The following is a 14,834-nucleotide window of genomic DNA, read 5'->3' as shown; positions in this document are numbered from 1 at the left end:
GCATGGATGCCATGGACGAGCCATGGCATGACGGAGTGTGTGGGAAACTGCTGTCAGAGCCCCTGACGCAAGATCAGCCGGCACGATAGGTGCCGGCCAAAATCAGGCCGTTTCGGCTTCCGCCGGCATCTTGCGCAGGATCTTGGTGGCTTCCGCCGCTGTGACAGCCTCGCCGAAGTAGAAGCCTTGAGCGTATTCGCAGCCGAGCTGGTAGAGCTCCAGCGCATCGTTCTCGCTCTCCGCTCCTTCGGCAACGACCGACATGCCAAGGTCATGCCCCATGGCGACGATTGTCCTGAGCAGGACCGGCCGGGCGGAAGACCCGTTGGGTTTGACGAAGGACTGGTCGATCTTGATCGTGTCGAACGGAAACCGCTGAAGATAGGACAACGAGGAATGACCGGTGCCGAAGTCGTCGAGGGACAGGCCTGCCCCCAGCCCGCGAAGTCGCTCGAGTACCTTTGCGGAATATTCCGGGTTGGACATGACGAGTGATTCCGTCAGTTCCAGCTTCAAGGTTCCCGGTGCCAGCGATGTTCTCGACAGAACGGCCTTCACATCGTTGATCAGGTCCTGTTTCAACAGCTGACGCGACGAGAGATTCACCGAAGCGAACAAAGGCTGCTGCATCGGGAACTCGCGTTGCCAGAACGCCAGCTGCTGTGCGCCCTTGTCGAGCATGTAGATGCCCAGTTCGTTGATGAGACCGGACTGCTCTGCGACGGGAATGAATTCCGAAGGTGAAATCTTGCCGCGCTTGGCATGGTTCCAGCGTGCCAGCACTTCGAAGCCGGCTACCGCCTGGTCTTCCAACCGGATGATCGGCTGGAAGTAGACACCCAGCGTTTCCTTCTTGATCGCTTCGCGCAGGTCGGCTTCCAGATCGACGATGTTCTTGTCGAGCGGGCGCAAGATCGGACGGAACACTTCCTGGCGATCGCCACCCAGGCGCTTGGCGTGATTGAGGGCGATCTCCGCATTGGTGACCATGTCCTCGACCGCCTGTTTGCCACCTTCGAAGAAGGCAATGCCGACGGAGCAGGTCAGAAAGATCTCCCGGTCGCCGAAGGTGATCGGTGCGCGGACCGCCTTGCGCAGCGAATCCGCCAGCGCAACAATCCGGTCCGGCTCCTGCTCGGACAGGAGAACAAGGCCGTACTGGTCGCCGGAAAGACGTCCCAGCGTATCCTGCTGGCCGATCAGTCGGCCGAGACGACGCGCCACCGTCAAGAGAATGCTGTCGCCGGCAGACAGACCAATGCTGTCGTTGACCTGCTTGAAGCGATCAAGATTGAGCACGAGCAAGGTCGGCTTGGAGGTTTCTTCCGCACGCGACCGGATGACGCTGGTGCGCAAGCGGTCGACGAAGAGTTCGCGGTTCGGCAGGCCGGTCAGATTGTCGTGGACGGCATCGTGCAGAAGGCGTTCTTCCGCCGTGCGCTCCTCGGTCACGTCCAGGAGCGTGCCCACGCATCGGATCACCTCGCCGTCCGATCCGATGATTGGCCGGGCCCGCAGGCGGAACCAGCGGAAGTGACCGTCTTCTGAGCGCAGACGGAAGGTTTGGGTTACCTTGCCGCGACGCTGATCGATGACCGCGTCGAGCGTCGCCCGGAACCGGTCACGGTCCTGGGGATGCAGGATGTCCAGCCAGTCACGCGCAGGCCCTTCCAGGGTGCCACGCTTCAGGTTGAGCAGGTCTTCAACCTCGTTGCCCGTGTAGATGCGGTCGCGGTCGATGTCCCAGTCCCAGATGATGTCACCGGCACCGGTCAGGGCCAGTGCCTTGCGTTCGACATCGGAGATAAGCCCCTGTGCAATCGCACCGCCCGCAAAGGCGTGCTGCATCACCGTGAAGCCTATCAGCAGCACGATGAGAACAAGACCACCGCCGAGCGCGGGCTGGACGATGTCGTTGGACAGATATCCAGTTACGGTCATCGCCGCCCCGACCAGCCAGGCCATCAGCAGGCACCAGGTCGGGATCAGCAGGATGGCGCGGTCATAGTGCTGGAAGGCCAGCACCGCGATGGTGACGAACCCGAGCAAGCCGATGATGGCCAGCGCAAGACGGGCGATGCCGGCTGCAATCGAGGGATCCCAAACGGCAACGCCAAGCAGACCCAGGATCAGGATCAGCGTCGTGAGCGCCAGATGGGAATAATGAATGTTCCAGCGGTTGAGGTTCAGGTAGGCGTACAGGAAGATGATCAAGCTGGCCGCGAGCATGACCTCGGCGCAGGCGCGCGCAAGCTGGCTGCCGCCACCCTCCAGATTGAACACCATGCCCCAGAAGCCGAAATCGATGCACAGATAGGCCAGCACCGACCAGGCAAGTGCCGCGGTGGCCGGGAACATGACCGTGCCCTTGACCACGAACAAGATGGTGAGGAACAGGGCTAGCAGGCCGGAGATGCCCAGAATGATGCCACGGTAGAGCGTGTAGGCGTTGACGGTTTCCTCGTAGACGTCCGGTTCCCAGATCCGGATTTCCGGCAGGTTCGGCGTCGTCATTTCCGCGACGAAGGTGACGATCGACCCCGGATCGAGCGTGACCAGGAAGACGTCTGCCTCAAGGCTTTTCTGACGTTCGGGAGCGATGCCCTGGCTTGGTGTGATCGCCAGAATGCGCGAGGAACCGAGATCCGGCCAGAAGAGGTCGGAGCCGACCAGCTTGTAATTTGGCGCAACGATCAGCCGGTCGATCTGTTCATCGCTGGTGTTGGCCAGCGCAAACACCGCCCAGTTGGTGTTGGTACCATCGCGGGAGGGAACCTCGATACGGCGCACGATGCCGTCCGCACCCGGTGCGGTCGACACCTGCAGCCGGGTGCCGGCTTCGCGATGCAAGTCGACGGAATTGGTGATGTCCAGTGCTTCGACGTCGATCGGAACAGGGATCGGCTCCAGCGCCCGCGCAGGCAGGGTGGCAAGCAACGTTGCAAACAACGTCAGAGCAATGACAAGGTTTCTGATCACGCTTGTTTTCGGATCCGGTATCACAATCGACATGGGGCGAAGAAGTACCGGGTTGTGGCGCATGTCACAAGAATTCTTTCAAGATTCCCTCGACGCTCGGTGCCACCTTTTCAGGTCGCGACGCATGGTCTTCCGCCAAACAGGCAAACAGAAGATGATCCTGCCAGGTCCCGTTAATTAACAGATAGTTGCGTGCGTAGCCTTCCCGGTGGAACCCGGCATTTTCGAGCAGACGGATGGACGGCATGTTCGTTGGCAGACATGCCGCTTCAATACGATGAAGGTTCAACACGTCGAAACAAAACGGCAAGATCATGGCGACAGCCGAGGACATATGTCCTTTTCCGGCGTGCCGCTCGCCCATCCAGTAGCCAAGTGTCGCAGTCTGGCTGACACCCCTGCGGATATTACTGAGTGTCAGTCCGCCGAGGATCTCGTTGCTGCGCGCGCGAAACAGAAGGAACGACAGGCTGCGCCCTTCCTTGCGGTCCTTCGAATAGCGGCGCAAGCGGCGGCGAAAGCCGGTTCGGGTGAGGTCATCGGACGGCCAGAGCGGTTCCCAGGGTTTCAGGAAGGCCCGGCTTTCGCCGCGAAGTTCCGCCCAGGGCTTGAAGTCGTACATGATCGGCGGGCGAAGATAATAACCGCCGGCCTCGATCAGGAGTTCGGCGTCAGGTGTTGCTCCCGGCCGTAACAGCGCCATGCCCCACTCTCCGCCTTGTTCTGTCCGACTTACATGGATGCGGCCCGCAGGACCGGGCTTTGCTGAAGCCGTCCTGCGAGTTCGTCCGCAGTCATGATACCGTCAACCGGCCCGATCGCAGTCAGGGTCGGCACCGTGCCCACGAAAGTCTCGTGCGCGACCCTGCGGATATCGGCAGCCGTCACCGCTTCGATCTTCGAGGAAATCTCGTCCGGATCGAGCACGCGGTTGTGCACGAGGATCTGACGGGCAATCTGTCCGGCGCGGGCTGCCGGGCTTTCCAGCGCCATCATCAGTCCCGCGCGGATCTGCGCCCTGGAGCGGGCGACTTCCTCGTCGGTGATCGTCTGGGTGGCGGCGATCAGTTCGTCCACGATCATCGGCATCAGCGCAGCCAGGTCTTCCTGGCTGGTGGCCGCATGCAGGCCGAACAGTCCGGTATCGGAAAACGCCCAGTGGAAGCTGTAGATGGCGTAGCAAAGGCCGTGCTTCTCGCGGATTTCCTGGAACAGGCGCGAGGACATGCCACCGCCCAGGACCGATGCCAGGATCTGGATGGCGTAATAGTCCTTGGACTTGTAGGGCCGGCCTTCGAAACCGATCAGAACCTGTGCTTCCATAAGTTCCTTCGGCCGAAGGGTTTCGCCGCCGCGGTAGCGTGCTTCGGATTCCGGAGCTGCAGGCTCGGAGTTGAAACCACCGAACTTCTCGCGGGCAAGAGCGACAAGCTCTTCATGATCAACCGCGCCGGCAGCGGCCAGCACCATGTCGGGTGCCCGGTAGCGATCAGCGAGATAGGCGTTGAGTGCGTCGCGGTTGAACCCCTGCACCGTTTCCGGCGTTCCGAGGATCGGCCGTCCGATGGCCTGGTCCGGCCAGGCGGTTTCCTGGAACAGGTCGAAAGCCTGATCGTCGGGGGAGTCGTTTGCCGCGCCGATTTCCTGAAGGATCACATGTTGTTCGCGCGTCAGTTCCTGAGCATCGAATGTGGAATTCTGCAGGATGTCAGCGAGAATATCGACCGCAAGCGGCGTGTCCTCAGCCAGGATACGCGCGTAGTAATTGGTGTGTTCGATGCTTGTGGAAGCGTTCAGCTCACCACCGACGGCCTCGATCTCTTCTGCGATGCCACGCGCCGTGCGGGTCTTGGTGCCCTTGAAGGCCATATGCTCCAGAAGATGGGTTATCCCGTTCTGATGCACATTCTCCGCGCGGGATCCGGTTCGCACCCACACGCCAAGAGCCGCCGTTTTCAGATGAGGCATCTGGTCGGTGACGACCGTCATCCCGTTATCGAGGATTGTTGTTTGTACTTTCATATGCTCACACCCCAGCAGTAACGGCCCGGGCGTGATCTTCGATGTATCGCTCCACCACGCCCTGATCCGCCGCCAGAACCTGCTGGCGCTCCTCCGCAGTCATCATATCCTTCAGGTTTTCCGGCAGCTCCGGCCGGTTTCCTGAAGCCCTTTCCACCGCATCCGGGAATTTGGCCGGATGCGCCGTGCCCAACACCACCATCGGTGTCTCGCCGTTATCATGGTCTTTCGCCACATGGACACCGATTGCCGTGTGCGGGTCCAGCAAATAGCCTGCCTCGTTCCACAGTTCGGCAATGGTCGATGCCGTTTCGTCCTCGTTGCAACGGCCTGCGCCGAAGACCGCGCGCATGGCGCGGAGCGGACCTTCCTCGATCTCGAAACTGCCGGACTGGCTCAACTGGTTCATCATGCGCCGGACTGCCGCGCCATCGCGTCCGCAAACCTCCGCCAGAAGCCGCTCGAAATTGGAGGACACCTGGATGTCCATGGACGGAGAAATGGTCGGCGTCACGCCGCGCTTTTCATAACGCCCGGTCTTGAGTGTCCGCGCCAGGATGTCGTTGACATTGGTCGCCACCACCAGCTTCTCGACGGGAAGCCCCATCTGCATGGCGGCATAGCCGGCAAAAATATCACCGAAGTTGCCGGTCGGCACCGTGAAGGAGATCTTGCGATACGGCGCGCCAAGGGCAGCGCCTGCGACGAAATAATAGACGATCTGCGCCAGGATCCGCGCCCAGTTGATCGAATTGACGCCGGAAAGGGCAACCCTGTCGCGGAAGGAGAAATGGTTGAACATGCCTTTGACGATGGCCTGGCAATCATCAAAGTCGCCGTTTAGTGCCAGGGCATGAACGTTCTTTTCCGCCGGGGTCGTCATCTGGCGGCGCTGCACGCTGGAAACGCGTCCGTCGGGAAACAGGATGAAGATATCGGTGCGCTCGCGCCCGCGGAAGGCCTCAATGGCGGCGCCGCCGGTGTCTCCGGAAGTTGCGCCGACAATGGTCGCGCGCAGGCCGCGCTCGGTCAGGACATAGTCCATCATCCGGCCAAGCAGCTGCATCGCGACGTCCTTGAACGCCAGCGTCGGGCCGTGGAAGAGTTCAAGGATGAAAGTGTTCGGTCCGGTCTGGACAAGCGGCGTCACGGCCGGGTGGCGGAAGCCATCATAGGCTTCTGCAATCATGGACTTCAGATCGTCTTCGGGAATGGCGCCGGCCACGAAGGGCGAAATAACCTCGAAGGCAACATCCTGATAGGGTTTACCGGCGAAAGACGCGATGGTGTCGGCATCAAATTGCGGCCAGGTTTCGGGTAAATAAAGTCCGCCGTCGCGTGCGAGCCCCTGTAGCAGGACATCGGAAAATTCCAGAACTGGTGCTTCACCACGCGTACTGATGTATTTCACCGCGCAACGTTCCTCTTGCTTTGTTTGTCGCGGGACGCCCGCGTCCCCTGCCTGTTTGCCAGACCTCTGATGCGAGAAGGATCAGCCTACTTGAATTCCGGCAGATTTGAAACAAACCATGCCATTGATGCGACTTACGCGCCATAACATTCAAGCGCAAGTCGCTTTTGGCTAAAATGATGACCGTGAAGAGACAAGTTTTGCGAAACCGGCCGTGACGTCAGCGCCGTCAGGCGTGCCCTGCATCGGCATAGAGCATGGCGGGGTCGATACCCATGCTGGCGAGCGCGCGATGCCATTTCTTGTCGGAGGCCTGATCGAACAGGATGTCCGGATCGGCCGGAGCCGTCAGCCACCCATTGGCCTGGATTTCGTTTTCAAGCTGCCCCGGAGCCCAACCTGCATAACCGAGGGCCAGCATGGCCTGGGTGGGGCCGGTCCCTTGCGCAAGCGCCCGCAGAATCTCCAGTGTTGCCGTCAGGCAGATGCCGTTATCAATGGCAAGGGTCGACTGGTTCAGCATGAAATCGTCGCTATGCAACACGAAGCCGCGTTCGACCTCCACCGGGCCACCCTTGTGGACGCTCATGTCGCGGACTTTCGACGGCAGGCGAATGGCACCATCGTCGTTGACGATATCGAGTTGAATCAGAAGCTCTTCCAGTGACAAATGGCGGGCCACCTGGTTCACCACGAGGCCCATTGCGCCCTGGTCCGAATGAGAGCACAGATAAATCACGGAATGTTCGAACCGGCTGTCTGACATGCCCGGCATCGCAATCAGAAACTGACCTTCAAGGGAATCTGTTGCTGCGGATCCGGCCATGCGTACCTCGTTTTCTGTTGACGCTCTCTGCCCAAGGGAAAGCATAGCCCCTTTGCCAGGCTTTGTTAATGTCTGTTTGTGCTCGCCGAATGGCAACCGGCTCACTTCAGCGTCACAAGGATATGACCTGGATTGCCCAGTCTGGCCGATGACGCTTGCCTGAAACTCGTGTAGCAAAGAAGGCATGAAACGCTCTGTCCTTGCCCTTGCGCTCACCTTTTTTGTTTTTGCTTCACCCGCCCATGCCGCCATGACCGGTTGGACGGAAGTTCAGGGAGGCGCCGTCAGGCTGATCGCCTCGGGCCCCATGAAGGACGGCCATTATGAAGCCGGTCTGGAGTTCCTTCTGGAACCGGGCTGGCACACCTATTGGCGCTATCCTGGCGAAGCCGGAATTCCGCCCCAGATCGATACGACCGGAAGCGCAAACATCAAGACCACCGAGGTGCTCTATCCTGCGCCGGAGCGCTATGACGACGGCTTTTCTGAATCAATCGTCTATCACAATGGCATTGTTCTGCCGCTGCGGGTCGAACCTGAAAATCCCGGTCAAGCCGTGACGCTTTCCCTGGACGTTTTCTTTGGTATCTGCAACGAGATCTGCGTTCCCGGAGAGGCCTCCCTGACGCTTGATCTGACCCCGGATGACCAGACCGACAGCCTTGCCCAGACACTGATCCTACGAGACCTCGAGGCCGTGCCTGCCAAGCAGCCGTCCGCGGATCTGAAGATAAGTGCGATAGCCCTGTCGGCATCGGGCGATTCAGTGGAGATCGAGGTCCAGGCGCCTGAAGACACCACGCCGGATCTTTTTGCAGCAGCTCCCGAAGGCTCCTATATCGGCCTGCCTAAACCTGCCGGCCAAGGTGGTGAAAAGACACTCTGGCGCTTGCCACTCAAAGGCATGAAAACAACTGAGACCGACGACGATCTGCGTCTTGTGCTGACTGCGGGCGGTCGGGCGGTCGAGCAGCTGTTTCCCATTGATCCGGCCTGGGTGAAATAGAAACTGCCTCCTGCCGGTCTGTCTATCGAACCGCTTTTGCCTCAACTTCCCTCGACGGATGGCCAACAAAGCCCTATCTGTGTCGCGGGGCTGCCGTTTCGCCGCAGCCGGTCAATCAAGGGATATTCACTATGACACTTTCTGTTGGGGATCGTCTTCCTGAGGCAACATTCAACACCATGACCGCGGACGGCCCCGGCGAAATATCGACCAGCGAGCTGACATCCGGCAAAACCGTTGTGCTGTTCGGCGTGCCGGGTGCCTTCACCCCGACCTGCCACATGAACCACCTGCCGGGCTTCATCGAGCATGCGGAAACGCTGAAGAACAAGGGTGTCGACACCATTGCTGTCCTGTCCGTGAACGATGTCTTCGTCATGGACGCCTGGAAGAAAGCCTCCAGCGCCGGCGACAGCATCACGTTCCTGTCAGACACGGCTGCCGGCTTTGTCGAAGCCGCAGGCCTCGGCCTCGGGCCGGCACCGATCTTCGGTCACCTGCGCTCACAGCGTTTCGCGCTGATTGCCAAGGATGGCGTGATCACCTTCCTGGCTATTGAAGACGCTCCGGGCGAAGCCGTAAAGTCCGGTGCCGCCGCAATCCTGGAAGCACTCGGCTAAGCTGTTTGCAAGCTTGCAGGAGAAATGATGAAGGGCCCTGCGGGGCCCTTTTTTGATCGCCCCCTCTCAGCAGATCATCCCGGACGCAGCAATGCGGAGATCGGTGACTGGAGAGCCGAAGGCTTTTCAACCTGCCTGCCGACAAAAGTGAAGCTGGGGCTTCCCGATCCCGGCTCGCGCTTCGCTTGGCCGCGACGACGACCGAGAGCCTGGGTTCTCCTGCCCCTCCGGAGCCACGTTCTTTCGTGTCACGAGGCCACCTGCACCACCTACTTGCTCGACGTTTCGCCCGCCTGCCGTTTGCGAGGCCAAAGGATACTTGCCGCGTAAGTGAGGTAGACACCGATCAGCGTTGCCGCCAGACCGAACCAGGTCAGCGCATAGCCGAGGTGGTCGTTCTTGAAATGAACGATGGTCTCCCCCGCCTGCGGCAGACCGGACGGCGGCGTGAAGGAAGCGTCGAGATCAATGCTGAAGGGAGCCAGCCTGGCGGGATCGAGGCCCAGTTCTGCTGCCATGGCATCCGTATCACGTGCGAACCAGATACGATCTTCCCGACCGGGTTCCGGCGTTGTCCAGTTCGGTTTTTCACTCAGCCGCAAAAGTCCAGTCAGCTCCCAGGCACCATCAGGCGGCGTGATTGCCTTTTCGCGCGAAGCCTTGTCGAGCCCTTGTGGCAGGAAGCCGCGGTTGACCAGAACGATCCACTGCTGATCCGTTTCGAAAGGTGCATAAACCATCACCCCGGGCCCGCTTACTGGCCCGACCGGATCAGTCAGCGCGGTGTAATAGAAGACCGCACCTTCCAGGAAACGTCCGGTGAGCCTGACATGGCTATAGTCGTCAGAGGGGGCAAGGTCGCCCCAGGCCCCCGGTTCGGGTGCTGTTTCCGGCGGGGTCGAAACACCGGATTCCACCTGTTCGATGAGGTTTTCTTTCCAGGCCAGGCGGTCGAGCTGCCAGAAACCGAGATTGAGCAGAACCACCAGAGCCGCGATGGCGGCGAGTGTCGGGATAACGAGTTTACGCATGAGATTGTCTTCCCGGGACCAGCCCGGTCAATTGTCGTCCTTGCCGGTGTCCAGTTGACCTTCGGCAGCCTTGTGCCGGAACTGAAGCGCAATCATGAGGCCTTTCAGCGGTCGAAGCACTCCGCCGGCCAGCAGGATCGTCAGCGGTAGCCAGAGGACCAGGTGTACCCAGATCGGCGGCTGGTAGGAGAGTTCGACGAAGAGCACCAGACCGACCACGATAAACCCGACGATCATGATGACGAAAACCGCCGGGCCGTCACCACTGTCGGCGAAAGAGTAGTCGAGCCCGCAGGCCATGCAGGATTTCTTGACGCTCAGGAACCCGTCGAAGAGCTTCCCCTGGCCGCAGCGCGGACACTTGCCCGACAGGCCTGCGGAAACCGGATTGACCGGTGGAAAATGCGCCTTGTCTTCCATGATGTGCCTCAAGCCTCAGCTGAAATGAAAACGCCCGATCCGGTGGCCGGATCGGGCGTTGCTCGTGCCGGTTTGGCGCGATCCTAGTGAGCTGCCGGTGTGCCTGCGCCCCAAATGTAGATGGAGACGAACAGGAACAGCCAGACGACGTCAACGAAGTGCCAGTACCATGCGGCGGCTTCGAAACCGAAGTGCTTCTCGACGGTGAACTGACCAGCCAGTGCCCGGAACAGACAGACGGCCAGGAAGATGGTGCCGACGATAACGTGGAAACCGTGGAAACCGGTCGCCATGAAGAAGGTCGCGCCGTAGATGTTGCCGCCGAAATCGAACGCAGCGTGCATGTATTCGTAGACTTGGCAGACGGTGAAGAGAACACCCAGCAGAACCGTAAGGGTCAGGCCCCACTTCAGGCCATCGCGGTCATTATGCAGCAGCGCATGGTGTGCCCAGGTGACCGTGGTGCCGGAGCACAGCAGGATCAGGGTGTTGAGCAGCGGCAGGTGCCAGGGATCGAATGTTTCGATGCCGGCAGGCGGCCAGTGACCGCCAGTTGCCTCGACACGGGCAAACTGAATGGCTTCGCTGGTGAACAGCGATGCATCGAAGTAGGCCCAGAACCATGCAACGAAGAACATCACTTCAGAAGCGATGAACAGCAGCATGCCGTAGCGAAGATGCAGCGAGACCACCCGGGTGTGGTGACCCTGAGCAGATTCGCGAACGGTGTCGCGCCACCAGCCGAACATCACGTAAAGGACGATCAGCAGCCCGATAGCGAACAGGCCCCAGCCGGTGAGATCCAGGCCAAGCAGCACGAACTCCGTGCCCTGTGCATATTTCATGAAGCCGATGGCACCCAGTGCCATGACGAATGCACCGACGGATGCGATGAACGGCCACGGACTCGGATCGACCAAGTGGTAATCGTGGTTTTTGGTATGTGCCTCAGCCATCGGCAAGCTCCCCAAAGACAGTCATTTCAAGCGCGGATGCGCCAATCACTCGAATTTTGTTTCAGCTGCGGCCTTCTCGGCCTTTGCTGCAACAGGACGTTCCGGTTCTTCTACCGGGAAGAAGGTGTAGGACAAAGTGATTTCCTTCACGTGTTTCAGCTCAGGATCCTTGTCCATTTCCGGGTCGACGAAGAAAACGACCGGCATCTGAACAGTCTCGCCGCTTTCCAGCGCCTGCTCGGTAAAGCAGAAGCATTGCAGCTTGTTGAAATAGGCGCCGGCCGTCGGCGGCGACACGTTGAAAGTCGACGTGCCGACGGTCCTGCCGGAACCTGTGTTGGTTGCCACATATTCCAGTTGGGCGGTTTCGCCCATCTGGAGCGTGACCGAACGCTGCACCGGTTTGAATTTCCAGGGCAGCTCGTGATTAACGTTGCCGTCGAAGCGCACGGTGATCTTGCGGTCGATGATCACGTCGCTTTCAGCCGTGGCAACCTGCGTGGTGCCACCAAACCCGGTGACACGGCAGAAAAGATTGTAGAGCGGCACGGCGGCATAGGCCGCCCCGACCATGAACATGAACACGCCAGCGCAAACCACCGCGACCTTGCGGTTGCTGCGTGACAGGTTTGAAGTGTCTTGTCCGTTGCTCACACGATCTCCCTCAAAGCGCCCGGTCCAGGATACCGGGGCCCAGTTTGACGATGGTCACGACATAGAACAGCACGACGAGGCCGCCGAGCACGCAGGCGATTGCAATCGACCGCGACCGGCGCTTCTTCTTCTGCTCTTCGGTGAGCGCAATGCCCTGCTCTTCCTTGGCCATCACGTCACACTCCTGCAATCAGGCTCTCGCCCAGAAGCAGGGCAAACAGCATGAACAGGTAAAAGATTGAAAACTTGAACAGACGCCAGCACGCGGCCTTCGCCGGATCGCCCTCGCGCTTGCGCCAGACGTCAAAGGAAAGGCCGACGAAGATGGCACTCAGAAGAGCGGATGCAATGCCGTAGACGGGGCTTGCAAAGCCAAGCAGATAAGGCGCGACACCGATAGGTGCGAGCAGGATGGCGTAGGCAAGAATATGATGCCGTGTCACGGTCTCGCCGGCGACAACTGGCAGCATCGGTATCTTGGCGGCCTGATAGTCGCCGTTCTTGACCAGTGCCAGCGCCCAGAAGTGCGGCGGTGTCCACATGAAGATGATCAGGAAGAGCACGAAGCTTTCCAGGCTTACACTTCCGGTAACGGCTGCCCAGCCAATCATCGGAGGAAACGCCCCGGCTGCGCCGCCGATAACGATGTTCTGCGGCGTCGAGCGCTTCAGCCACATTGTATAGACGATCACGTAAAAGAAGATGGTGAAGGCCAGGAACGCACCGGCAAACCAGTTGACCAGAAGGCCGAGTAGCACAACCGAACCGATGGACAGCGTCACACCGAAGGCAAGCGCTTCCTCACGCGTGACCTTGCCGGCCGGGATCGGCCGCTTGCGGGTGCGCGTCATGACTTCGTCGATGTCGGCGTCGTACCACATGTTGAGCGCGCCGGAAGCGCCCGCTCCGATGGCAATGCACAGGATCGCGACAACGCCCAGCACTGGATGCACGGAGCCTGGTGCCAGCATCAGGCCGACAAAAGCGGTGAAGATGACCAGAGACATCACACGCGGCTTCAGGAGCGCCACATAGTCGCTCACCGATCCCATGCCACCGTCCCAGACAGCGGTTTCCTGGCTCATCATATCCTGGCGCTCAACGAGCGACATAGGCGCGTCCTTTGAATTCTTGTTTTCTTCCGCGATCCAGGGATCGCGCATCCGGGTGCACATGGCCCGGCAGTTTTCTTGAAAGGGAGCACCGCGCCGGCAACCGGCGCGGTGCTGATCTTGACCGGGAGGCGAACCTCCCTCCGCGAATTACTTGATGCGCGGCAGGGTCTCGAACTGGTGGAACGGCGGAGGAGAAGACAGGGTCCACTCCAGGGTCGTTGCGCCTTCGCCCCACGGGTTGTTGCCGACGACGCGCTTCTTGGAGAACGCTTCGACGATGCCGAAGAGGAACACCAGAACCGCAAAGGCCGAGATGTAGGAGCCGATGGAGGAAACGAAGTTCCAGCCGGCAAACGCATCCGGATAGTCGACATAGCGGCGCGGCATGCCGTTCAGACCCAGGAAGTGCTGCGGGAAGAACACCAGGTTCACGCCCACGAAGGTGATCCAGAAATGGGCCTTGCCGATCGTCTCGTTGTACATGTAGCCGAACATTTTCGGGAACCAGTAGTACCAGGCCGCGAAGATTGCGAACACGGCACCCAGCGACAGCACGTAGTGGAAGTGAGCAACCACGTAGTAGGTGTCGTGGAACGAACGGTCAAGACCGGCGTTGGCGAGCTGCACACCCGTCACACCACCAACGGTGAACAGGAAGATGAAGCCGATTGCCCAGACCATTGGCGTGCGGAACTCGATGGAGCCGCCCCACATGGTGGCGATCCAGGAGAAGATCTTCACGCCAGTGGGAACCGCGATCACCATGGTGGCAGCCACGAAGTAGGCCTGCGTCTCGGAAGACATGCCGACAGTGTACATGTGGTGCGCCCACACGATGAAGCCGACGACGCCGATGGCGACCATGGCGTAGGCCATGCCCAGGTAACCGAAGATCGGCTTGCGCGAGAAAGTGGAAATGATGTGGCTGATGATGCCGAAGCCCGGCAGGATCAGGATGTACACTTCCGGATGACCGAAGAACCAGAACAGGTGCTGGAACAGGATCGGGTCACCGCCACCGGCAGGCGCAAAGAACGTGGTGCCGAAGTTACGGTCGGTCAGCAGCATGGTGATGGCACCAGCCAGAACCGGCAGGGACAGCAGCAGCAGGAACGCGGTGATCAGCACGGACCAGGCAAACAGCGGCATCTTGTGCAGGGTCATGCCCGGCGCGCGCATGTTGAAGATGGTCGTGATGAAGTTGATGGCACCGAGGATCGAGGATGCACCTGCGATGTGCAGGGCCAGGATCGCCAGATCCATCGCCGGTCCGGGCTGACCGGAAGTGGACAGCGGCGGATAGATGGTCCAGCCACCACCGACACCGTTGGAGCCCGGAGGACCTTCAACGAAGAGGGAGAGAAGCAGCAGCAGGAAGGCCGGCGGAAGCAGCCAAAAGGAAATGTTGTTCATCCGCGGGAACGCCATGTCCGGCGCACCGATCATGATCGGCACGAAGTAGTTGGCGTAGCCGCCGATCATGGCCGGCATCACCATGAAGAAGATCATGATCAGGCCGTGAGCGGTGGTGAACACGTTGAACAGGTGCGGATCGCCGAAGAACTGCATCCCCGGTTCCTGAAGTTCCATCCGCATGCCGACGCTGAGCGCGCCGCCAACGATACCTGCCATGATAGCGAACATCAGGTACATGATACCGATGTCCTTGTGGTTGGTCGAATAGACCCAGCGGCGCCATCCGGTCGGATGGCCATGTGCCGCATGTGCTTCGGTCGCAGCCATTTTGGGCTCCCTCTTTCAGACTTTCTCAGCGGCGCTGCATGACATCGCGCG

At 60.1% G+C, this 14,834-nt stretch carries 14 protein-coding genes; 2 read left to right on the top strand and 12 right to left on the bottom strand.

Features of this window, described 5'->3' with window-relative positions; translation table 11 throughout:
* Positions 1-102: 102 nt before the first annotated feature.
* The 5 genes from Q666_RS62200 to Q666_RS62180 all read right to left on the bottom strand — a co-directional run bounded on the left by Q666_RS62200 (position 103) and on the right by Q666_RS62180 (position 7,238).
* Positions 103-3,012, bottom strand: coding sequence for an EAL domain-containing protein (locus Q666_RS62200; protein ID WP_023002010.1), 2,910 nt, complete (start codon positions 3,010-3,012; stop codon positions 103-105).
* 31 nt (positions 3,013-3,043) lie between these two features.
* Positions 3,044-3,682 (bottom strand): GNAT family protein, encoded by a 639-nt coding sequence (locus Q666_RS62195; RefSeq protein ID WP_023002011.1) that lies wholly within the window; start codon positions 3,680-3,682, stop codon positions 3,044-3,046.
* A gap of 29 nt (positions 3,683-3,711) precedes the next feature.
* Entirely contained in the window at positions 3,712-5,001 is a 1,290-nt protein-coding gene (locus Q666_RS62190; RefSeq protein ID WP_031269731.1) for a pitrilysin family protein, read from the bottom strand.
* Positions 5,002-5,005: 4 nt separating this feature from the next.
* Positions 5,006-6,412, bottom strand: coding sequence for a threonine synthase (gene thrC / locus Q666_RS62185; RefSeq protein WP_023002013.1), 1,407 nt, complete (start codon positions 6,410-6,412; stop codon positions 5,006-5,008).
* A 229-nt stretch (positions 6,413-6,641) separates the two neighbouring features.
* Entirely contained in the window at positions 6,642-7,238 is a 597-nt protein-coding gene (locus Q666_RS62180; protein WP_023002014.1) for a YqgE/AlgH family protein, read from the bottom strand.
* Between the two features lie 184 nt (positions 7,239-7,422).
* Here Q666_RS62180 and Q666_RS62175 point away from each other — a divergent pair, with 184 nt between their 5' ends.
* On the top strand, positions 7,423-8,244 hold the full coding sequence (locus tag Q666_RS62175) for a protein-disulfide reductase DsbD domain-containing protein (RefSeq protein WP_023002015.1): 822 nt from the start codon (positions 7,423-7,425) through the stop codon (positions 8,242-8,244).
* Between the two features lie 131 nt (positions 8,245-8,375).
* Positions 8,376-8,864 (top strand): peroxiredoxin, encoded by a 489-nt coding sequence (locus Q666_RS62170; protein WP_023002016.1) that lies wholly within the window; start codon positions 8,376-8,378, stop codon positions 8,862-8,864.
* A 269-nt stretch (positions 8,865-9,133) separates the two neighbouring features.
* Here Q666_RS62170 and Q666_RS62165 read toward each other — a convergent pair whose 3' ends face one another.
* From Q666_RS62165 to ctaD, 7 genes are all read right to left on the bottom strand, one after another.
* On the bottom strand, positions 9,134-9,895 hold the full coding sequence (locus tag Q666_RS62165) for an SURF1 family protein (protein ID WP_023002017.1): 762 nt from the start codon (positions 9,893-9,895) through the stop codon (positions 9,134-9,136).
* A gap of 27 nt (positions 9,896-9,922) precedes the next feature.
* On the bottom strand, positions 9,923-10,318 hold the full coding sequence (locus Q666_RS62160; protein ID WP_031269732.1) for a DUF983 domain-containing protein: 396 nt from the start codon (positions 10,316-10,318) through the stop codon (positions 9,923-9,925).
* An 80-nt stretch (positions 10,319-10,398) separates the two neighbouring features.
* Positions 10,399-11,271: a cytochrome c oxidase subunit 3 gene (locus Q666_RS62155; RefSeq protein ID WP_023002019.1), complete on the bottom strand. Its 873-nt coding sequence runs from the start codon at positions 11,269-11,271 to the stop codon at positions 10,399-10,401.
* 45 nt (positions 11,272-11,316) lie between these two features.
* Complete coding sequence (locus Q666_RS62150; protein ID WP_023002020.1) at positions 11,317-11,925, bottom strand: cytochrome c oxidase assembly protein; 609 nt, start codon at positions 11,923-11,925, stop codon at positions 11,317-11,319.
* A gap of 10 nt (positions 11,926-11,935) precedes the next feature.
* Positions 11,936-12,097: a hypothetical protein gene (locus Q666_RS66490; RefSeq protein ID WP_023002021.1), complete on the bottom strand. Its 162-nt coding sequence runs from the start codon at positions 12,095-12,097 to the stop codon at positions 11,936-11,938.
* 4 nt (positions 12,098-12,101) lie between these two features.
* Positions 12,102-13,037 (bottom strand): heme o synthase, encoded by a 936-nt coding sequence (locus Q666_RS62145; protein ID WP_031269734.1) that lies wholly within the window; start codon positions 13,035-13,037, stop codon positions 12,102-12,104.
* A gap of 150 nt (positions 13,038-13,187) precedes the next feature.
* Positions 13,188-14,783, bottom strand: a complete 1,596-nt coding sequence (ctaD, locus tag Q666_RS62140; protein WP_023002023.1) for a cytochrome c oxidase subunit I — start codon at positions 14,781-14,783, stop codon at positions 13,188-13,190.
* Positions 14,784-14,834 lie beyond the last annotated feature (51 nt).

The sequence above is a fragment of the Labrenzia sp. C1B70 genome, assembly GCF_000475395.1.
In the GTDB taxonomy this organism is placed as follows: domain Bacteria; phylum Pseudomonadota; class Alphaproteobacteria; order Rhizobiales; family Stappiaceae; genus Roseibium; species Roseibium algicola.
Note: the sequence above shows the minus strand (reverse complement) of the source record. Positions and strands in the feature narration are given on the sequence as shown.

Excerpts from the sequence above, each read along its gene's own strand:
- Q666_RS62195 (WP_023002011.1), bottom strand. The coding sequence starts at position 3,682 with ATGGCGCTGTTACGGCCGGGAGCAACACCTGACGCCGAACTCCTGATC.
- Q666_RS66490 (WP_023002021.1), bottom strand. The coding sequence starts at position 12,097 with ATGGCCAAGGAAGAGCAGGGCATTGCGCTCACCGAAGAGCAGAAGAAG.
- Q666_RS62170 (WP_023002016.1), top strand. The coding sequence starts at position 8,376 with ATGACACTTTCTGTTGGGGATCGTCTTCCTGAGGCAACATTCAACACC.
- ctaD (WP_023002023.1), bottom strand. The coding sequence starts at position 14,783 with ATGGCTGCGACCGAAGCACATGCGGCACATGGCCATCCGACCGGATGG.
- Q666_RS62180 (WP_023002014.1), bottom strand. The coding sequence starts at position 7,238 with ATGGCCGGATCCGCAGCAACAGATTCCCTTGAAGGTCAGTTTCTGATT.
- Q666_RS62145 (WP_031269734.1), bottom strand. The coding sequence starts at position 13,037 with ATGTCGCTCGTTGAGCGCCAGGATATGATGAGCCAGGAAACCGCTGTC.
- Q666_RS62190 (WP_031269731.1), bottom strand. The coding sequence starts at position 5,001 with ATGAAAGTACAAACAACAATCCTCGATAACGGGATGACGGTCGTCACC.
- Q666_RS62175 (WP_023002015.1), top strand. The coding sequence starts at position 7,423 with ATGAAACGCTCTGTCCTTGCCCTTGCGCTCACCTTTTTTGTTTTTGCT.
- Q666_RS62200 (WP_023002010.1), bottom strand. The coding sequence starts at position 3,012 with ATGTCGATTGTGATACCGGATCCGAAAACAAGCGTGATCAGAAACCTT.
- Q666_RS62155 (WP_023002019.1), bottom strand. The coding sequence starts at position 11,271 with ATGGCTGAGGCACATACCAAAAACCACGATTACCACTTGGTCGATCCG.
- Q666_RS62165 (WP_023002017.1), bottom strand. The coding sequence starts at position 9,895 with ATGCGTAAACTCGTTATCCCGACACTCGCCGCCATCGCGGCTCTGGTG.